Consider the following 19188-nt stretch of genomic DNA (forward strand, 5'->3'; position numbering starts at 1 on the left):
GATTCAACCTACGTGCTCAAGCACGCAGGTGCCCGTAGCCGACTTGCTCGCAACTGCCTATAATGCCGCCCCTATGGCTAAACAGAAGAAACACCCAACAGGGACCATCGCGCAGAACAAAAAAGCGCGACACGATTACTTCATCGAACATCGGTTCGAGGCTGGTCTGGTCCTGGCCGGCTGGGAAGTAAAAAGTCTGCGTGCAGGCAAGGCACAGCTGGTCGACAGCTACGTGCTACTCAAGGACGGTGAAGCCTGGTTGCTCGGCAGCCACATTGCCCCCCTGACGACCGCCAGCACGCACGTTATTGCCGACCCGACGCGCAGCCGCAAACTGCTGCTCAACAAGCGCGAGCTTGAAAAGCTGTTTGCCTCGGTGCAGCAGAAGGGTTACGCCTGCGTCTGCCTCTCCCTTTACTGGAGCAAGCACTTGATCAAGTGTGAAATTGCCCTCGGTAAAGGCAAAAAGGAATACGACAAGCGTCATACCGAACGCGAGCGCGACTCCGATCGCGAGCTGCAACGCGCGGTACGCAACAAGGGCAAGGAAGACTAACCTCTCCTGCTGCCCGCCTGCTCGCGATGAGTTCAACCCGATGACTGGGGTGATCTCAATCGCGAGCATTGCTGTTGCTGAAGGTTTTACCCCTACAAACCATTGCGCCGCTCAGCACGCGCCGTTCGCTGAACCTCCTGGCGCACCTCCTCCAGCACTTCCTGCACATACATCAGATGGCGACTGGCCACTTCCCGCGCATCCTCAGCACGCCCCTCAATAATCGCCAGGTACAACTCCCGGTGCTGACTGATAAGCATGTCTCGCGTTTCGCTGCGCTGCTTGTACATCCCGCCGATATTCGTCACCACGTTACGTTTGAGCAAATCAAATAACCCGCGAATCGTGTGCAACAACACCGCGTTATGGCTCGCCTCGGCTATCGCCAAGTGAAAACTCGCGTCCGCCTCGCCCTCTTCGGCACGACTGACTTCATCGACCCGCGCGTAACAATCCTGCAACCGTTCAAATGCCAGGCGCAGCCGCTCGCGGTCCACGTCTGTGGCGCGCAAGGCGGCATAAAACGCGCAGGACGCTTCCAGCGTATGCCTAAACTCCAACAAGTCGCGTTGCGCCTCGGGATTGCTTTCAAGCAGTTGCAACAGGGGATCACTGAAGGTCGACCCCAGTGACGTGGCGACATAATTGCCGCCGCCCTGGCGACTGACCAACAACCCCTTGGCCGATAACTTTTGGATCGCCTCGCGCAACGACGGGCGCGATACCCCGAATTGTTCAGCCAGTGCACGCTCAGCAGGCAACCGCTCGCCCGACTTCAACGTGCCCTCAAGGATCATGCCCTCAAGCTGCTCGACAATATCGTCAGACAAACGGCGCTGACGAATCTGATCAAACCCCATAACCCTCTCCACCCTTCCCGACCACGCGCCGGGGCCGCCATTCTCGCTGATTAGCGCGCTTCAGACACCTGCCAGACGCAATCGCAAACACCCCATCAGATGCCATGCCGACGTTTTGTCAGACAAAAGATTTAGGGCGGCAAATTGACACATGCCTCATAAGGCTTTTAACCTAGCCGACAGCGGTTGTAAATTGGTAATACCAATTAGCCAAGCGCGACCAGCAGCAACGACCAATAACAATTAGGGGCCACCCCATATGCAAACCTGGCAACAGCTCTATAGTCCGCTCGGCAGCCTCGGCCTGTCCGCACTCGCCGCCGTCATCCCGATCGTGTTCTTCTTTTTGGCCCTGGCCGTGTTCCGTCTCAAAGGACACGTCGCCGGCAGCATCACCCTTGCCTTGTCGATTCTGGTGGCGATTTTTGCCTTCCAGATGCCGGTCGACATGGCGTTCGCAGCAGCGGGCTATGGATTTGCCTACGGCCTCTGGCCAATTGCATGGATCATCGTGGCCGCGGTGTTCCTCTACAAACTCACCGTAAAAAGCGGTCAATTCGAAATCATCCGCAGCTCCGTCCTGTCGATCACCGATGACCAGCGCCTGCAAGTGCTGTTGATTGGTTTTTGCTTCGGCGCTTTCCTCGAAGGTGCAGCCGGTTTCGGTGCCCCGGTCGCGATTACTGCCGCACTGCTGGTAGGCCTGGGGTTCAACCCGCTGTACGCCGCTGGCCTGTGCCTGATCGCCAACACCGCACCGGTGGCATTCGGCGCACTGGGTATCCCGATCATCGTGGCAGGCCAGGTCACCGGCATCGACGCGTTCAAAATCGGCGCCATGGCCGGTCGCCAACTGCCCTTGCTGTCACTGTTCGTGCCGTTCTGGCTGGTGTTCATGATGGACGGCCTGCGTGGCGTGCGTGAAACCTGGCCCGCAGCACTGGTGGCCGGTTTGAGCTTCGCCATCACCCAATACTTCACCTCCAACTACATTGGCCCCGAGCTGCCGGACATCACATCGGCCCTCGCCAGCCTCGTCAGCCTGACCCTGTTTCTGAAAGTCTGGCAGCCAAAACGCACCGCAGGCGCGCAGATTGCGGGCGTCACCTCAGACGTAATCGTCACCGCCAGCGCAGGTGGATTCGGCAAGCCAAGCAACCTGATGGCATCGCCTTACAGCCTGATGCAGATTCTGAAAGCCTGGTCCCCGTTCCTGATCCTGACCGTACTGGTCACCATCTGGACACTCAAACCGTTCAAGGCCATGTTTTCGCCAGGCGGTTCGATGTACGGCTGGGTGTTCAACTTTGCAATCCCGCACCTTGATCAACTGGTCATCAAGACGGCTCCCATCGTCAACGCACCGACTGCCATTGCGGCCGTGTTCAAGCTCGACCCGATATCCGCGACCGGCACTGCGATTTTCTTCTCGGCGCTGATCTCGATGCTGGTGCTGAAAATCAACGTCAAGACTGGTCTGACCACTTTGAAAGAGACCTTCTACGAGCTGCGCTGGCCAATCCTGTCCATCGGCATGGTGCTGGCCTTCGCCTTCGTCACCAACTACTCGGGCATGTCCTCGACCATGGCACTGGTGTTGGCCGGTACGGGCGCAGCCTTCCCGTTCTTCTCGCCGTTCCTGGGCTGGCTGGGCGTATTCCTGACAGGCTCCGACACATCGTCCAACGCCCTGTTCAGCTCGTTGCAAGCCACCACCGCGCACCAGATCGGCGTCAGCGACACCTTGATGGTGGCCGCCAACACCAGCGGCGGCGTGACCGGGAAAATGATTTCCCCGCAGTCGATCGCCGTCGCCTGTGCGGCCACTGGCCTGGTGGGTAAAGAATCCGACCTGTTCCGCTTCACCCTGAAACACAGCCTGTTCTTCGCCACCATCGTGGGGTTGATCACGCTGGCTCAAGCCTACTGGTTCACCGGCATGCTGGTGCACTAATAGGTCTATGGTTATCGCACGTTAAAATCGCCGGGGTTCGCCCCGGCGACAGCCATTCACGACCCGGTCTGCCTGGCTCAACGCCTGGCGGACACATAACCGGGACCACCCGGAGACGCCTGATGAGCGAGCTTTTCTACAACGCCGTGCCCAACGCGACCCGTGTCGCCCCGCCCCTGCCTGTGCCACGTATGTATCCCACGCAAAAACCAGCCAAGGTTTACCTGTTTGGCACGTGCGTGGTCGACCTGTTCTTCCCCGAAGCCGGCATGGACGCGATCCATTTGCTGGAGCGCGAAGGCATCGAAGTCGACTACCCGCAAGGGCAAAGCTGTTGCGGCCAACCGGCCTACACCTCGGGTTACACCCAACAGGCGCGCGATGTCGCTCGCTCGCAACTGGCCCTGTTTGCCGAGGACTACCCGGTCGTGGTGCCGTCCGGTTCCTGTGCGGGCATGCTGCGCGAGCACTATGAAGACTTGTTCAAAGACGAACCCGACACCCTGAAGCGCGTTCACGCCCTAGCCGAACGCACCTACGAACTCACCGAATTCCTGCTGTTCGTGTGCAAGGTCCAATTCAAGGACCACGGCGCCCCGGTCAAAGTCGCCTTGCACACCTCCTGCTCCGCCCGCCGCGAAATGAACACCCACCTGCACGGCCGCGAAATGCTGGCCCAGTTGAGCAACGTTGAACGCATCGACCACAGCCACGAAAGTGAATGCTGCGGCTTTGGTGGGACATTCAGCGTACGCATGCCGGACATTTCCGGCGCCATGGTGGCCGACAAGACCCGGTCCCTGATCGAAACCGGCGCACACCAAGTGCTCACCGCCGACTGCGGCTGCCTGATGAACATCAACGGCTCGCTGGAAAAACAGAAGCAATCACTGCGCGGCCAGCATCTGGCCAGTTTTCTGTGGCAGCGCACCGGAGGTGAACAATGAGCACCAGCACACTGATCCCGACTGTCGCCGTCGAAGAAGACTTCCGCGAACGCGCCCACGAAGCCCTGGCTGACAAACAACTGCGAAATAACTTTCGCAGTGCCATGGATTCTCTGATGACCAAACGCGCCGTGGCCTTCAGTGATGCCCACGAGCGCGAGCACTTGCGCGCCTTGGGTAACGCCATTCGCGCCCGCGCCCTGTCCAAACTGCCCGACTTGCTGGAACGACTGGAAGCCAACCTGACCCGTAACGGCGTGCAGGTCCATTGGGCCGAGACCGTCGAAGAAGCCAACGAAATTGTCTTGTCGATTGCTCGCCGTCGCGCGGCCAAGCAAGTGATCAAAGGCAAATCGATGGTCAGCGAAGAAATGGAAATGAACCACGTGCTCGGCGCCCAAGGCATTGAATGCCTGGAATCCGACATGGGCGAATACATCGTTCAGCTCGACAACGAAAAGCCTTCCCACATCATCATGCCCGCGATCCACAAGAACGCCGGGCAAGTGGCCGACTTGTTTCACGAAAAACTCCGCGTGGAATACACCAAGGACGTCGACCAACTGATCCAGATCGGTCGTCGCGTACTGCGGCAAAAATTCTTTGAAGCCGACATCGGCGTCTCCGGCGTCAACTTCGCCGTGGCTGAAACCGGCACCTTGCTGCTGGTGGAAAACGAAGGCAACGGCCGCATGTCGACCACTGTGCCACCCGTGCACATCGCTGTGACCGGCATCGAAAAAGTCGTCGAAAACCTGCGCGATGTGGTGCCGCTGGTATCACTGCTGACCCGCTCCGCCCTCGGCCAACCCATCACCACCTACGTCAACATGATCTCCGGCCCGCGCAAACCCGGTGAACTCGACGGCCCTGAAGAAGTGCACTTGGTCTTGCTCGATAACGGCCGCAGCCAAGCGTTTGCCGACAGCGAACTGCGCCAGACCCTGAACTGCATTCGCTGTGGGGCCTGCATGAACCATTGCCCGGTTTACACGCGCATTGGCGGCCATGCCTACGGCGAGGTCTACCCCGGTCCTATCGGCGCGATCATCACACCGCACATGGTCGGGCTGGCCAACGTCCCGGATCACCCAAGCGCGTCCTCGCTCTGCGGCGCCTGCGGCGAAGTTTGCCCGGTCAAAATCCCGATCCCGGCGTTGCTGCGCCGACTGCGCGAAGAAAACGTCAAAGCGCCCGACACCCAGCCGCGCATCATGCGCGGTCAGGGCAGCAAGTATTCACGCAAAGAGCGTTTCATCTGGAACGCCTGGGCCAAGCTCAACAGCTCGCCCAACCTCTATCGATTGTTCTTGAAAGCCGCCACCCGCCTGCGCGGTTTGACCCCGAGCAACGTAGGACCGTGGACCCAAAACCACAGCGCCCCTAAACCCGCCGCCCGTTCGCTGCACGACATGGCCCGCGAGCATTTGGCGAAAAAGTCGGGAGACCAGTGATGAGCGCCAAACACAATATCCTCAACAAACTGCGCAAAAGTCTGACGGGCACAACGCCTGTGGCTGACAACTTTGACGAAGTGCTGGTGACGCAACCCTGGACCTACACCCAGGAGCAACGCATCCCGCAATTGCGCAAGCTGATGGAAGCCGTACACACCGAGATTCACCTCAGCAGCGAGCACGGTTGGCCTGCCCTGTTGGCGCAACTGGTCACGGACCGGCAACTGCCTAGCCTGCTGATTGCCCCGACGACCCCTCATGGGCAAAAAGTGACGGCGCATTGGGCGCAAAATCCTGCGCTACCAGCACTTAAAGCCTACGACCGCCGGGTTGAAGACTGGAAAGACGAACTGTTCAATGACACGCCTGCCAGCCTGACCACCACCTTGGGCGCCATCGCCGCCACCGGTAGCCTGATCCTGTGGCCGACCCCCGAAGAACCCCGCTTGATGAGCCTCGTCCCGCCGGTGCATTTCGCCTTGCTCAAGGCCAGTGAGATCCGCGACAACTTCTATCAGGTGCAACGTGAAATGAACTGGGCCGCCGGCATGCCGACCAATGCACTGCTGGTGTCCGGCCCGTCAAAAACGGCCGACATCGAGCAAGTTCTGGCCTACGGCGCCCACGGCCCGAAAGACCTGGTGGTGTTAATCCTGGAGGACGCATGAGCCTGCCCGCTGCTTTTCTGCGCGACGCCGAACGCCTGATCCCGCAAGACCGGCGTTTCACCGACGCCCTGTCGACCCTGGCCTTTGGCACCGACGCTAGCTTCTATCGGCTGATCCCGAAACTGGTGGTGCGGGTTGAGTCCGAAGACGAAGTGGTTGAACTGCTGCGTCTGGCACGGCGCGACAACGTCTCGGTGACCTTCCGCGCAGCGGGCACCAGTTTGTCCGGCCAAGCCATCAGTGATTCAGTACTGATCGTGCTGGGGGATAACTGGAACGCTAAAGAAATTCGCGGTCAGGGCACGCAAATCCGTTTGCAACCGGGCGTGATTGGCGCCCAAGCCAACGCATGGCTGGCGCCGTACGGGCGCAAAATCGGTCCGGATCCGGCCTCGATTAACGCCTGCAAGATTGGCGGCATCGTGGCCAACAACGCCAGCGGCATGTGCTGCGGCACCGCTCAAAACACCTACCACACGCTGGCGGGCATGCGAGTTGTGCTGGCTGACGGCACACGTATCGACACCGAAGATGCCGCCAACGTAGCCGCGTTTCGTCAAAGCCACAGCGCACTGCTCGAACAGCTGGCGACATTGGCCCGCGAGACCCGCGCAAACACTGAATTGGCAGCAAAAATTCGCCACAAATACCGTCTGAAAAACACCACCGGCCTGTCGCTCAATGCCCTGGTGGATTTCGACGACCCGCTGGATATCCTCAGCCACTTGTTGGTGGGCAGTGAAGGCACCCTGGGCTTTATCAGTTCGGTCACCTACGACACGGTCATCGACCACCCCAACAAAGCCTCGGCGCTGATCGTGTTCCCGGACGTGGAAACCTGCTGTACCGCCGTGACGGTGTTGAAAAGCCAACCGGTGTCCGCCGTTGAACTGCTTGATCGGCGCAGCCTGCGTTCTGTGCAGGACAAGCCCGGCATGCCTGCTTTCGTACAGCAACTGTCGGCCAATGCCTGCGCACTCTTGATCGAATCTCGGGCGGCCACGCAGACGTTGTTACACGAACAACTGGCGCACATCATGGGCTCGCTGTCGGCATTTCCTATCGAGAAACAAGTCGATTTCACTGAAGACCCGGTCGAAAACGCAAAGCTGTGGGCCATCCGCAAAGACACCTTCCCCGCCGTGGGCGCCGTGCGCAAAACCGGCACCACAGTCATCATCGAAGACGTGACCTTCCCCGTCGAACAATTGGCCATCGGCGTAAACCGCCTGATTGAGCTGTTTGACAAACATCACTACGACGAAGCGATCCTTTTCGGACACGCGCTTGAGGGCAACCTGCACTTCGTCTTCACCCAAGGCTTCAACAGCCCGGAAGAAGTCGCACGTTATCAGGCGTTCATGGATGACGTAGCCCAGTTGGTCGCTGTGGAATTCGGCGGCTCGCTCAAGGCTGAACACGGCACCGGCCGTAACATGGCGCCCTTCGTGGAACTGGAATGGGGCAGCGATGCTTATCAACTGATGTGGTCGCTCAAGCGTTTGCTCGACCCACAAGGCATCCTGAACCCGGACGTCGTACTCAGCGACGACCCACAGATCCACCTCAAACACCTCAAACCCCTGCCCGCCGCCGACGAGATTGTGGATAAGTGCATTGAGTGCGGGTTTTGCGAACCGGTGTGCCCGGCCAAGGGTTTGACACTTAGCCCGCGCCAGCGAATCGTGATCTGGCGTGACATTCAGGCTAAAAAACGCGCCGGGGTGGACACCCGCGAGCTGGAAAAAGCCTACGAATACCAAGGCATCGACACCTGCGCGGCGACCGGTTTGTGTGCGCAACGTTGCCCGGTCGGCATTAACACCGGCGAACTGGTGAAGAAACTGCGCGCCCGCAACGCCGATCATGTCAAAACGGCCGACTGGCTGGGCAATCACTTTGCAACCACGCTGCAAGGGGCGCGTTTTACGCTGCATGTGGCCAATGGCGCGCGCATGCTCTTGGGCGCGCCGCGTTTGGCCCGGCTGTCTGCCACCCTGACCAAGGCCAGTAAAGGGCGCGTGCCCCAGTGGACCAACGCCATGCCGCAACCTGAGCGGGCGATACGCTTCACCCCGCCGATCAACGATGCACGCCCGCGCGTGGTGTACTTGGCGGCGTGCGTGTCCCGTGTCATGGGCCCCGCAGCAGGCGACCGCGAACAAATGTCCCTGTCGGACAAAACCCGGGGGCTGCTGGAAAAAGCCGGTTACCAAGTCGTCTTCCCCGACAACCTGGACAGCCTGTGTTGCGGCCAGCCGTTTGCTTCAAAAGGGTATGCCGAACAGGCAGAACACAAGCGTCAGGAACTGATTGGCGCCTTGCTGCACGCCAGCCGTGGCGGGCTTGACCCGATCTACTGCGACACCAGCCCGTGCACCCTGCGACTGGTGCAAGACCTGGGCGACACCCGCCTCGACCTGTACGACCCGGTGCGCTTCATTCGCACCCACCTTGTGGATAAGTTGCGGTTCACCCCGCAACCGGCGCCGATTGCCGTGCATGTCACGTGCAGCACGCAGCACTTGGGCGAAAGTCAGGCACTGATCGATATTGCGCGGTTATGCAGCCAGGAAGTGGTCATCCCAGAAGGCATTCACTGTTGTGGCTTTGCGGGAGATAAAGGCTTTACCACGCCGGAGCTCAATGCCCACTCGCTGCGCAGCTTGAAAGACGCCGTGCAGCACTGCAGTGAAGGCATTTCCACCAGCCGCACGTGCGAGATTGGACTCACGCAACACGGCGGTATCGACTACCACGGGTTGGTGTATTTGGTGGATCGGGTCACCACGGCTAAAGCGCTACAGCCTTAGGGCGTTCGGTCAATGTGACGCGCCTGCTTGCACTCAGGCGCGTCCTGCTCAGTGCGTCGTCAAACCGTCCAGCGATTTGTCGACATGCTCCCTGGCCAGCTCCACCAGGTGCATGACCGACAACACCAAATGGCGCGTGTGCCCGCTCAAACCATTCCCCGCCTCACTCGCCGAAGCGCCCGCGCAGCGCAACAAGTCTGACGCTTGGGCCAAAGCCGCTTCTAAATTGACACTGCTGGGGGCGGCATACGGGTGCGTGCCCGTGTGCCACGTGGGCTTAAGGTCGAGCCGGTAATAACGAAGGGCGCGTTCGGCGGCGGCCCGGTCCAGCGACTGTGAATCGCACGGGGCAGCATCTTGCAGGGGAAACAGGGGTGGATCAGGGGTGATCTTGCTCATGGGGCTCTCCAAATTTAGGGAGCTGCCAACAGTCGCTACTAAACGATTGGGGGTGGCAGCCGTACGCAGGTTAGTAGACCGGCAAACTTGGAAACCGGCGCACCCGAAGGCGCCCTGCGCACGGCCACCATAACGCGGAGGCCAAAAAAAGCGCCTCTGGAAGGTGGCGCCTTGCGCCAAGTTTGAAAGCCAGGCTACTAAACCCGACCGCTGATGAGCAGCGATGGGCCGAGACTATGCCCTGAACTGGACTGGCGCAAGCGAACGGGATTTTCTAGGAAGTTTCGACGGAATGAAAGGGATGAGGCCTACGAAACCCTCAATTTCAGCGTCTGCGGGTGCCTGCGAAGTCACGCATGATCGCGCCCTCACACCGTCGCTCACCGCAGGACAAAAAAATAATCCCATGATGGCCAATTAAAAGCAGAACCCTTGAGCACGGCTATAGTCAATTGGCTTGAGCCCCATTGTTTTGGGCTTATAACCGAGCCCGGAGCCACCGGGCCTAACGTCTGCACAAGGAGTTTTCCCCATGAAACGTACCGCGCTTGCTGGCCTGTTTGTGGCTGCTGCAATGTTGGCCTCTCCGGTGTTCGCCAATGAGCCCGCAAAAGATGACCTGTGTGCCATCAATCTGCAAAAAATCAACGATGCAATGGCCACCTCTGGGCAAACCAGCGAAAACACCAGCGACGACATCAAGACGGGCATAGAGAAAGCAAAGTCCGAACAAGCCAAGGGTGACAATGAGGCTTGCATCGCCACCACCACACAATTGCTCCAGCGTATCCAGGACATCAACAAGGGTGGCGCAAGCAAATAAGCCTTGAGGTTGGCCTTCTGCGTCAGATTGGCGTAGACTCCGCAAGCTTGCTGGTTATGCACAGCAAGCATCGGGGCCGTTTAGGATTCGACGCCGGTTGCGAAACTCTAGGTGCATGCCGAGTTGGTAACAGAACTCGTAAATCCACTGTTGCAACTTTCTATAGTTGCCAATGACGAAACCTACGAGGGTCAAGCTCTCGCAGCGTAAGCTGCCTTAGCCATCCTCCTGGTACCTTCGGGTCCAGCAATCACTAGGGGATGCCTGTAAACCTGAAGTGATTGTCATATAGAACAGGATCGCCGTGCAGTACGTTGTGGACGAAGCGGCTAAAACTTACACAACTCGCCCAAAGCACCCTGCCCTTCGGGTCGCTGAGGGTTAACTTAATAGAAACGGCTAAGCATGTAGTACCGACAGCGGAGTACTGGCGGACGGGGGTTCAAATCCCCCCGGCTCCACCATTTGATCATCTAAAGACGTCCACGGACGTCTTTTTTTGTGCCTGAAATCCAGTAAACTCAATCACTTAAGCGCTATTGGCGTCTACAGACGTTTTCCAAGATCTAGCCAATTTGGTATTCCAGTTAGCATGTCCTGCGCTCCATGCTATTTTTAGGAATACCAAAAATAGTGTCATGGAGTACTTCTCATGCGCGCCAAGGCCACCCGCCTCTCCGATCTACAGCTCAAGGCTGTCAAAGCAAGAGGCAAGGATTACGTTCTCACCGATGGCGACGGGCTGCAGTTGCGGGTACGGGTCAATGGCTCGATGCACTGGAATTTCAACTACCGGCACCCCGTGACGAAGAAGCGCATCAACATGGGACTCGGCACCTACCCCGCGACTTCGCTTACCCAAGCCAGGAAGAGGACGGTTGAAGCCAGAGAGCTCCTGGCACAGGACATCGATCCCAAAGAACAACGCAATATGTTGCGGCAAGCCAGAAGGGCCGTTACCGAATACACCTTCGAGAACGTAGCCACCGCCTGGTTTGAGCTGAAGAAGGATTCCGTCACGCCCGCCTATGCCGAAGACATCTGGCGTTCGCTCACACTGCATGTGTTTCCAGATTTAAAAACAACGCCGCTCTCGCACATCAACGCCCCCATGGTAATCAGGCTTCTTCGCCCCCTTGAGACCAAAGGCAGCCTAGAAACCGTGAAGCGGCTGGCCCAACGTCTCAACGAGATCATGACCTATGGCGTTAACTCGGGACTGATTTTTGCCAATCCCCTCAGCGGTATCCGGGCCGTCTTCAAAAAACCGAAAAAACAAAATATGGCTGCGCTACCTACCGATGAACTCCCAGAGCTCATGGTGGAAATCGCCAATGCCAGCATTAAAAGAACCACACGCTGTCTACTCGAATGGCAGCTCCACACCATGACACGCCCTGCAGAGGCCGCCACAACTCGTTGGGCAGACATCGACTTCGAGAGGAACATCTGGACGATTCCAGCAGAGCGCATGAAAAAAAGACGCGCTCACAGCATCCCGCTGACTAAGCAGGCGCTCGCTCTGCTAGAGGTCATGAAGCCCTACAGCGGCCACAGGGAATATGTATTCCCGGCAGACAGAAATCCGCGAACCCACACCAATAGCCAAACAGCCAACATGGCACTGAAACGCATGGGCTTCGAAGGTCGATTGGTCAGCCATGGCATGCGTTCCATGGCGAGTACCATTCTCAACGAGAACGGCTGGGAGCCGGAGTTGATCGAAGTTGCCCTTGCTCACGTCGACAAAGACGAGGTTCGGAGCGCCTACAACCGAGCGGAGTACATTGAGCGCCGACGCCCCATGATGGCCTGGTGGAGCGATTACATTCAAAAAGCGGCTACCGGCAGCCTGCTCGTAACCGCTGTCAATGAAAGCCGAGACAGGAAAACCTTCCCAATACGCTGATTTATTCACCCCCTCTTCAAGAAGGCCTGTATCGCGCCCTGGCGACTGCGGCGACACCGGCGACAACCCCGTAATAGGTGGCGTGCAGCATGGCGACAGAAGTGGCGGCTGTCGCCGCATCGCCTGAATGCCCGCGCTCCTCCGGCCAAGCCCCTGAACATGGGAAGGCTCCGCATTCCCATGTTCAGGGGCTCACATTAAAAAGACGACGGACGGCTACTCATCTATCCAATACCACACACGACCAAGGTCTTCCAGCACCGCTGATTGGCGCAAGCGACTGCGCGCAACGCGGTTGACCCCAGCCATACGCGGGCGATAGAAAGAAGCCGCAAAGCGCTGTCGTTGACAGCAACCCAGGTAGCCAGAATCTTTAAGGCTACGCCACACGGTGGTGGTTCTGCCCAAGTGCGATTAGCGTTCGGAAGCTCGCACGATCACTCCTCCCGGGTGATGGATGCCTACTTCACATCTTGCCCATTGCGGCAGCACATACCCTGCTCAGCTGTTCTGCAGCAACCTATCCAATTGGCCATTAAGTTTGCGCAAACCCGCGCCCGTCTCTTTCTCCCCGGAAAGAGACGGGCGCTCCCACTATTGCTGCAACCCACGCAGTACGAGGCATTGCGGCAATTCCCCGCGTGACAATCGGCGTGACAAACGCCGAAGTCACCCGCAACAGCGATACCGATGATGGTGCCGCAGCCCACGGAATGGACTGCACCTGACTGACAGTCAGGCATGCCCTGGTCATCGCATCGCTGCCTTCACCTGACTCAGGATCTCGCGGCGCCGGTCTCGTCAGCCGGTGCAGCCTCCACCCGCCCACCGCTATCGGTGTTCAGGAGGCCAGATCATGAGATGCCCAAGCTCCCGGTCGTAAAGAGCCGCCAGTCCCGCGTCAGTGGACAACCCTCACAGGCCGCAGGGGCCTTGATCCCTGACAACACTCAACAACCATGGCGGGATGAGTGAGGGCGAAGTCGACAAGTTCAGGAGAATGGCGATGCAACCGTGTGAAGCGTTCAAGCCACCGCAACCCTTGCTCGAACACCAACAGGCGCCACTGCCCTATCCGGTCGAAGCACTCGGGGGTCTGTTGGGCCCCGCGGTCGAGCGACTGGCCGAGGTGATCGGCGTGCCCTGCGCCATGGCCGCGCAGTCGGTGCTGGCCAGCGCTGCTCTGGTGAGCCAGGGTCATGCCAATGTCCAACTTGACGGTCGAACCTATCCGCTGTCCCTCTACCTGCTGACGGTGGCGTCCTCGGGTGATCGCAAAAGCGCGGTGGATCAGCTGGCACTGAAGGCGGCGCGCGATTGGGAGCGACAGCAGTGGACCCTGTATGCGGAAAAGCTCAAAGCTTATCGCGCCGCGACCCGCATCATGAGCAAAGCCAAAACCTCAAAGAAACCCTCGGAGGCGGAAGGCGCTGAGCTATCCGAACCGGTGCCGCCGAGACTGATCATTGCCGAGCCCACCATTGAGGCCCTGGTCAAAAGCCTGTGCCATGGCCTGCCCAGCATGGGCTTGTTCAATGATGAAGGGGGTCAGTTCCTGGGTAGCAGCACCATGAGCAAAGAGAATCTGCTCAAGGCGATCACCACCTTGTCGACCCTGTGGGATGGCAGCCCGATCGACCGGGCGCGTTCCATGGCCGGAGAAAGCCTGCGCGCCTATGACCGCCGCCTCAGTCTGCATCTGATGCTGCAGCCCTACCTGGCCAACCAACTGTTCAAAGACCCGGTGATCAATGGCCAAGGCATCCTCGGCCGTTGCCTGATCAGTTGGCCCGAGCGCCTGGCTGGCCAGCGACTCTACAAGGCAATCGACCTGACCCGAGATGCCAAAGTCCAGGGCTACCAACAGCGGATCACCGCCCTGCTGCAAAAGCCCTGGTCGCTTCACAAGGATGGCTCACTCAATCCCGCCACGCTCGAACTGACCGCCCGTGCCCGTCGTGCCTGGATTGATATTCACGACACCATCGAGTGCCAGTCTGGCGAGTTCGGCGAGCTAGCCGGCGTCCAGCCTTTCGCGGGCAAAGCCCCGGCGAATGTGCTGCGCATCGCGGGCGTGCTGGCCATGGTTGAAGAGGCCAGTCAGTTGGATGAAGCACACATCCAGCGCGCCTCCACGTTGATGGATTACTACCTGGCCGAGATCCAGCGCCTGACCGAACAGGAGCCAGTCAATAGCCGACGCGAAGAGGCGGATCGGCTGTTGCGCTGGCTGGTGCAGAAAGGCTGGACCCACTTCAGCATCCGAGACGTCAATCGCAACGGCCCTCGTTTTGCCCGCAAGAGCGCTGACCATACCGCCTCTTTATTGGTCGTACTGATCACTCATCGCTGGCTGAGCAGTCGCGATGGAAGAACCTTCGAGGTACGCCATGTTCCGCCTCAATGACGCGGTGCGCCGCTACCAGGCGCAATATCAATCGCAACCAGAATCGCGACGTGTCGCCGCCTCCGTCGCCACCCTGTCGCCACGCCCCAGGCCAGAAACGACGCGGGTTGTCGCCACTGTCGCCGCTGTCGCCGCCCCACCCCAGGAGCCTACCAACCTCGCCCTGCTGATTGAGCAACTGCGGGAGGAAGGGGCACTGCTGCAACACCAAGAGAACTCCCTCCTGATCCGCCCGACACACTGGCAGCAGCTGGACAGGCTCAGACCTCATTGGAAAGCCTTGCTGCTCTTTCTGCAAACAAACAAAAACGGTGATGACGATGGCCTTGGTCGGTCGGCGTGATGGTCGCAACTTCGGCTACGGCCGCCAGCTGAGCTACGCCGGCCCGCAAGCGCTCAAGGACCTGTTTGCCGGTGGCCACTTCGCCACGGTCAAAGCGCATAGCGATCGCTGGCAAGCGTTCGTGCGTTGGTGTCGGTCAGAGGACGGCCCCGGTTACAACGATGCGCGCCAGATCGATCGGCAGACGCTGCAAGCCTACGCTGCGTACCTGCGCCAGCAGATCCAGCAAGGTGAACTCGGCATCGCCACCGCGCAGAACCGCCTGAGCAGCGTCAACCGCACCCTCGCGGCGCTGCGCGGTGATCAGCAGGTGAGGCTTGCCAGTCCGAGCCAGGCGTTAGGACTACAGCGTTCGAACGTGCGCACCCATGCGCCGGATGGCCAGGATCGTCAACAGCTGCAGCGCGTGCTTGAGCGGCTTGGCGAACAGCACCACGAGCGGGTGGCCGCGATTGTCCTGTTGACCCGAGCCACCGGCATGCGCCTGCGCGAAGCGATCCTGGCCGACCTGCCCCGCTTGCAACGCGAAGCCGAACGCTTAGGCCGCATCAATATCCAGGACGGCACCAAAGGCGGCCGTTCGGGGGCTTCGGCACCGCGCTGGATCGCGGCCAATGAAGAAGTGAAAACGGCGCTGCGGTCGGCTCGTCAGGCGGCGCCGACTGGCAGCCGCAACCTGCTGGCCCGAGGCGAAAGCTACGCCGCGTTCCTGCAACAGACCGTGCGACCCGCCCGCGAAACGCTGCATGAACAGGGGCTTAAAGGTTTCCATGAACTGCGCGCGGCCTACGCCTGCAAGCGTTATGAGCAGCTCACGGGCCACGCAGCCCCCGTCAATGGCGGCCACTGCCATCGCATCGACCGCGACCTCGATCAACAGGCGCGCCAACAGATCAGCCTTGAGCTCGGGCATAACCGGATCGATGTGGTTTCGGCCTACATAGGAGGTCGGGAGTGACCAAGCCCTTTGATATGGCGCTGTTCCTGAGCGGCGTACTGACCGGTTCGACGGCCACGCAGCAACGCCACCTACGCCAAGCCCGAATCATGCAAGCGGCCATTCAACAGCGATGGCAACGCGATAACCCCTGGACCTGGCAGCTCAAGCACGTGCGTTGGTTTCTCACTCAGTACCTGAAAGACCATTCCGACGCCAGCCGGTACTACTATCGCCTCACCACCCTATTGATCTGGAAACGATTAGGGCATGACCGAGAAAGGCTGATCTAACGCTCGGATCGTGGCTAGACACCCTACAGGCTCGCTTACCCGCCTCCATCTATCTCAGCGTGGATATTCGCCTGCGGATAAAGCTGCTCGATAACTGCCGCAGCAATGGCAAAAAACCGCCCATCTCGGCTTTTCGCGACAGGCAACAATCGGCCAAGAGCGGGCGATCTACCCTATAAATAAAACCGTCCCCTTTTCGTCTAGCCCCCTTTTCGTCTGACCCTATGCAACAGAGATTCGAAGGGCTAGTTTCGGCCCAGGCTGTGTAAAAACGCTGGCATCGACCTCGCTATGATTTGATGGATTCGAAATTAGCAGGGGACACCAATGAAGCGTTTTATCCAGGGAGAGCACCGAGGCCAAAGCGCGCTGCTTCCCGAGAGCCTGGATGACTATGTGGCGGACACCAACCCGGTGCGGGTGATCGATGTTTTCGTCGATGAACTCGACCTTGGCCAACTGGGTTTTGAGGGGGTCGTCCCGGCTGAAACAGGCCGGCCCGCCTACCATCCTGCCGACCTGTTGAAGATCACTGCGTAACCGAAGCCGGCCACACGGTCGCTTTGGGCAACGATATGTTCTTCCTTCAGCAGATGCTCAGTGCAGATCGCCTACCTCAGATTGGCGGCGAACCTCGATGTCGACGATGTGACGAGGCGTTCGCCCACGTCGGGGATCGCCGTTGGCGATGGCGACGACGCCCTCATCTTCGTCGCCAGCCCACAGGCCGACTAGGTCGTGCAGGAAAAAATCCGCATAGGAGCAACTAGCGTCCCGCACCTGAATCGCCACGACCGAGGCTTTGCTCGTGTGCAGCTGGGTCAAGTTCCTGACGAGCCGGGCCGGGGCAACCCAGAGCGTCGGGCGCGGCGAGGCCGGCGTCGCGAACAGGTAGTAGGCATGCTCTGACTGCTTGAGCATGTCCTCGCACTGCTGCAGGTCGACGCCTATCGTCGAACTGAAGCCCCTCCCCGATCCAGTGCCGCTGCGCTTTTTCACCTGCACAAGGGTAGCTCGCTCGATCACCGTTTTGCCCTCGTCCACGATACGGGTCAGGAATAGCACATCCGCTCCCAGCGGAGCCCCGGCAGGCGTGCGAGCACCTTCCTCCCGCTTGCTGGGCTGGCGTACCTTCACCGAGAGGCACGGATACGTCGCCCGGGTCGTGGCCGATAGCTGGCGCAACTGGTGACTCGCGTTGCCAACTGCCTCCTGCGTCAGGGCCAGGAGGCGCGCTGTATGGGCCTCCTCGTCTTCACCCCAGGTCACCGAATACTCGCGACAAAACTTTTCCTCAATCTGGCTGAGCGCTCTATGGATGACGCGCTCCACGGACGCGTCGCCCAGCCAGGTTTGGGCGCCGACGCTGGGCAGCGCAGTGGCGTCGTCGGCCTGGCCTACTGCGCCCTCCAAGTCCGGTGCACCTTGCCTGGACCGCACCAGCCCGTTGGCCCTCAGTTGCATCTGCCTTGGACCTGTGCCGGAGAACCGGTTCGTAAAAGCCAGGTTATCCTCGTCATCCAACAATCGCAGCAGTACCGGCTCTACTTCGGCGAACACAGTCTGCTCGAGCCAAAGGCAAGCGAAATAGAGCAGACCCTGAGCTAACTCCGGCTCTCCCTTTACTTGGCCAAAAAGATCCTGCCGCCAGGCCTCGCGGGCTGCAGGGCCTAGTTGGTACCACAAAGCCTCTCGGTCCCACGCCCCGGATGGTAATTCTCTGAGGCTTTCAGCAATGCTTTGCTGGACGAGCCGCGCGGGGGCCACGAACTTGTGCCAGATCGCAGCAAGCGCGAGGTCCGAGGGCATGGTATCGGTCAACAAGGTAGCAAGCGTCGAGCAGGCTTTGGCAACGCATTCCCTGAAGTCGTCTTTCTTCTCTGTCTTCGGACGGCTGTGCCAGCGCAGGAACAGGCTGCGCACATCGCCCGCCTCAATCACGCTGCAATGTTGGATCAGCCGAGGAAAGACCGTTGGATTGGCTCGACTAAGAACCTGCTCACAGGCCCACCGGGACGCCTGGACCGTCGGCGAAATCGCAAACAGCGAGAAAACGAGATCAGGCACTTTGCCCGCGGAGATGCCGAGATGGGTCTCTAGGTAGTGGCGTACATGCTGCCAATGCTTCTCGACCAGCTGCTCGAAAGCCCAATTATTCTGGCCGGGACGGGGGGCGACTAGTTCAAGGCCATGGATGCAATCGTCCCCCGACGTGCTGGCCACCAGCGCCGCCATGATCTCCCGATCGTCCAGAAAACGATCCCGGTCGGCATCTAGCAGCCAACTCATCCATATTGCACAGGGAGCTATGTCCGCCAGGATGGTTTCGCGTAAGGCCGGCAAGTCGCCTTGAAGTATATTCGTCCTGAAGTCCTCCACCGCAGACCGGTAGGCATCTTGGTCCAGAATGGACGATGAATCCTTGATCTCGGTAGATTCGTGCCCGAGCAATGTGAGGACCATTGCAATCGGCCCCTCCTTTGCGACGCTCTCGAGGTGGTACACAAAGCGCTGACGAACAGATAGCACACTCGATAGCCAATCGAATGCATCGACAATGCACTCGTCGGGCAGGTGGGCGTAGTCCAGCCGAAGCGTGCCCTCGCGGACGTCAAAGTATCGTCCCAGATACTCGACCAGCACCGGAGCCCAATCGGCCAACAGTATGCTGGCAACTGCCAATTCATCGTCGAAGCTAATCTTCACGCTCAAGGCGTTCTCCCTTTCCCTGCGGCTAAGGCCGACTATCCGAGTGCCGGCGAATGTAGTGCGTTGAACTGATGAGACTCGACAAATCTATCGTGCCACCAGCAGTGCAAAGC

General features: G+C 59.4%; 15 protein-coding genes, 1 other RNA gene and 1 pseudogene. 14 read left to right on the top strand and 3 right to left on the bottom strand.

Annotated elements, in window-relative coordinates; genetic code table 11:
• Positions 1 to 73 precede the first annotated feature (73 nt).
• The gene (smpB, locus tag V6F78_RS19640) at positions 74 to 556 is read left to right on the top strand and encodes an SsrA-binding protein SmpB (protein ID WP_016783457.1); all 483 of its coding nucleotides are present in this window, start codon (positions 74 to 76) and stop codon (positions 554 to 556) included.
• Between the two features lie 92 nt (positions 557 to 648).
• On the opposite strand, the gene V6F78_RS19645 is transcribed toward smpB, so the two are convergent.
• The gene (locus V6F78_RS19645) at positions 649 to 1416 is read right to left on the bottom strand and encodes a GntR family transcriptional regulator (RefSeq protein WP_047277571.1); all 768 of its coding nucleotides are present in this window, start codon (positions 1414 to 1416) and stop codon (positions 649 to 651) included.
• 259 nt (positions 1417 to 1675) lie between these two features.
• Here V6F78_RS19645 and V6F78_RS19650 point away from each other — a divergent pair, with 259 nt between their 5' ends.
• The 5 genes from V6F78_RS19650 to V6F78_RS19670 all read left to right on the top strand — a co-directional run bounded on the left by V6F78_RS19650 (position 1676) and on the right by V6F78_RS19670 (position 9255).
• A complete protein-coding gene (locus tag V6F78_RS19650; protein ID WP_070413823.1) occupies positions 1676 to 3370 on the top strand; it encodes a lactate permease LctP family transporter in 1695 nt (564 codons plus the stop codon).
• Between the two features lie 122 nt (positions 3371 to 3492).
• Positions 3493 to 4317, top strand: coding sequence for a (Fe-S)-binding protein (locus V6F78_RS19655; protein WP_047277576.1), 825 nt, complete (start codon positions 3493 to 3495; stop codon positions 4315 to 4317).
• Positions 4314 to 5771 (top strand): LutB/LldF family L-lactate oxidation iron-sulfur protein, encoded by a 1458-nt coding sequence (locus V6F78_RS19660; protein WP_332728024.1) that lies wholly within the window; start codon positions 4314 to 4316, stop codon positions 5769 to 5771. Before V6F78_RS19655 ends, V6F78_RS19660 begins: the two co-directional genes overlap by 4 nt.
• The gene (locus tag V6F78_RS19665; RefSeq protein WP_047277579.1) at positions 5771 to 6442 is read left to right on the top strand and encodes a LutC/YkgG family protein; all 672 of its coding nucleotides are present in this window, start codon (positions 5771 to 5773) and stop codon (positions 6440 to 6442) included. Before V6F78_RS19660 ends, V6F78_RS19665 begins: the two co-directional genes overlap by 1 nt.
• On the top strand, positions 6439 to 9255 hold the full coding sequence (locus V6F78_RS19670; protein ID WP_332728025.1) for an FAD-binding and (Fe-S)-binding domain-containing protein: 2817 nt from the start codon (positions 6439 to 6441) through the stop codon (positions 9253 to 9255). Before V6F78_RS19665 ends, V6F78_RS19670 begins: the two co-directional genes overlap by 4 nt.
• 48 nt (positions 9256 to 9303) lie before the next feature.
• Here V6F78_RS19670 and V6F78_RS19675 read toward each other — a convergent pair whose 3' ends face one another.
• On the bottom strand, positions 9304 to 9654 hold the full coding sequence (locus V6F78_RS19675) for a DUF6124 family protein (RefSeq protein WP_047277584.1): 351 nt from the start codon (positions 9652 to 9654) through the stop codon (positions 9304 to 9306).
• 532 nt (positions 9655 to 10186) lie between these two features.
• Between V6F78_RS19675 and V6F78_RS19680 the strand changes: the two genes are divergently transcribed.
• The 8 genes and pseudogenes from V6F78_RS19680 to V6F78_RS19715 all read left to right on the top strand — a co-directional run.
• Positions 10187 to 10477 carry a hypothetical protein gene (locus V6F78_RS19680; protein ID WP_070413335.1) on the top strand — a complete coding sequence of 97 codons (291 nt, stop codon included), beginning with the start codon at positions 10187 to 10189 and terminating at the stop codon, positions 10475 to 10477.
• A 72-nt stretch (positions 10478 to 10549) separates the two neighbouring features.
• Positions 10550 to 10941: a transfer-messenger RNA gene (gene ssrA / locus V6F78_RS19685) on the top strand.
• Positions 10942 to 11129: 188 nt separating this feature from the next.
• Positions 11130 to 12386, top strand: a complete 1257-nt coding sequence (locus V6F78_RS19690; RefSeq protein ID WP_169876950.1) for an integrase domain-containing protein — start codon at positions 11130 to 11132, stop codon at positions 12384 to 12386.
• Between the two features lie 1006 nt (positions 12387 to 13392).
• Positions 13393 to 14793 carry a YfjI family protein gene (locus V6F78_RS19695; protein WP_169876949.1) on the top strand — a complete coding sequence of 467 codons (1401 nt, stop codon included), beginning with the start codon at positions 13393 to 13395 and terminating at the stop codon, positions 14791 to 14793.
• Entirely contained in the window at positions 14777 to 15136 is a 360-nt protein-coding gene (locus V6F78_RS19700; RefSeq protein ID WP_169876948.1) for a hypothetical protein, read from the top strand. Before V6F78_RS19695 ends, V6F78_RS19700 begins: the two co-directional genes overlap by 17 nt.
• Positions 15114 to 16094 (top strand): integrase domain-containing protein, encoded by a 981-nt coding sequence (locus tag V6F78_RS19705; RefSeq protein ID WP_169876947.1) that lies wholly within the window; start codon positions 15114 to 15116, stop codon positions 16092 to 16094. The genes V6F78_RS19700 and V6F78_RS19705 overlap by 23 nt, the downstream gene beginning before the upstream one ends.
• Positions 16091 to 16366, top strand: coding sequence for a hypothetical protein (locus V6F78_RS19710; RefSeq protein ID WP_169876946.1), 276 nt, complete (start codon positions 16091 to 16093; stop codon positions 16364 to 16366). Before V6F78_RS19705 ends, V6F78_RS19710 begins: the two co-directional genes overlap by 4 nt.
• A gap of 327 nt (positions 16367 to 16693) precedes the next feature.
• Positions 16694 to 16897: pseudogene (locus tag V6F78_RS19715) on the top strand (transposase); the annotation flags it as partial.
• 66 nt (positions 16898 to 16963) lie between these two features.
• Here the strand turns inward: V6F78_RS19715 and V6F78_RS19720 are convergent.
• Entirely contained in the window at positions 16964 to 19078 is a 2115-nt protein-coding gene (locus V6F78_RS19720; protein WP_169876945.1) for a hypothetical protein, read from the bottom strand.
• Positions 19079 to 19188 lie beyond the last annotated feature (110 nt).

The organism is Pseudomonas sp. ESBL9, from assembly GCF_036668715.1.
In the GTDB taxonomy this organism is placed as follows: domain Bacteria; phylum Pseudomonadota; class Gammaproteobacteria; order Pseudomonadales; family Pseudomonadaceae; genus Aquipseudomonas; species Aquipseudomonas lundensis.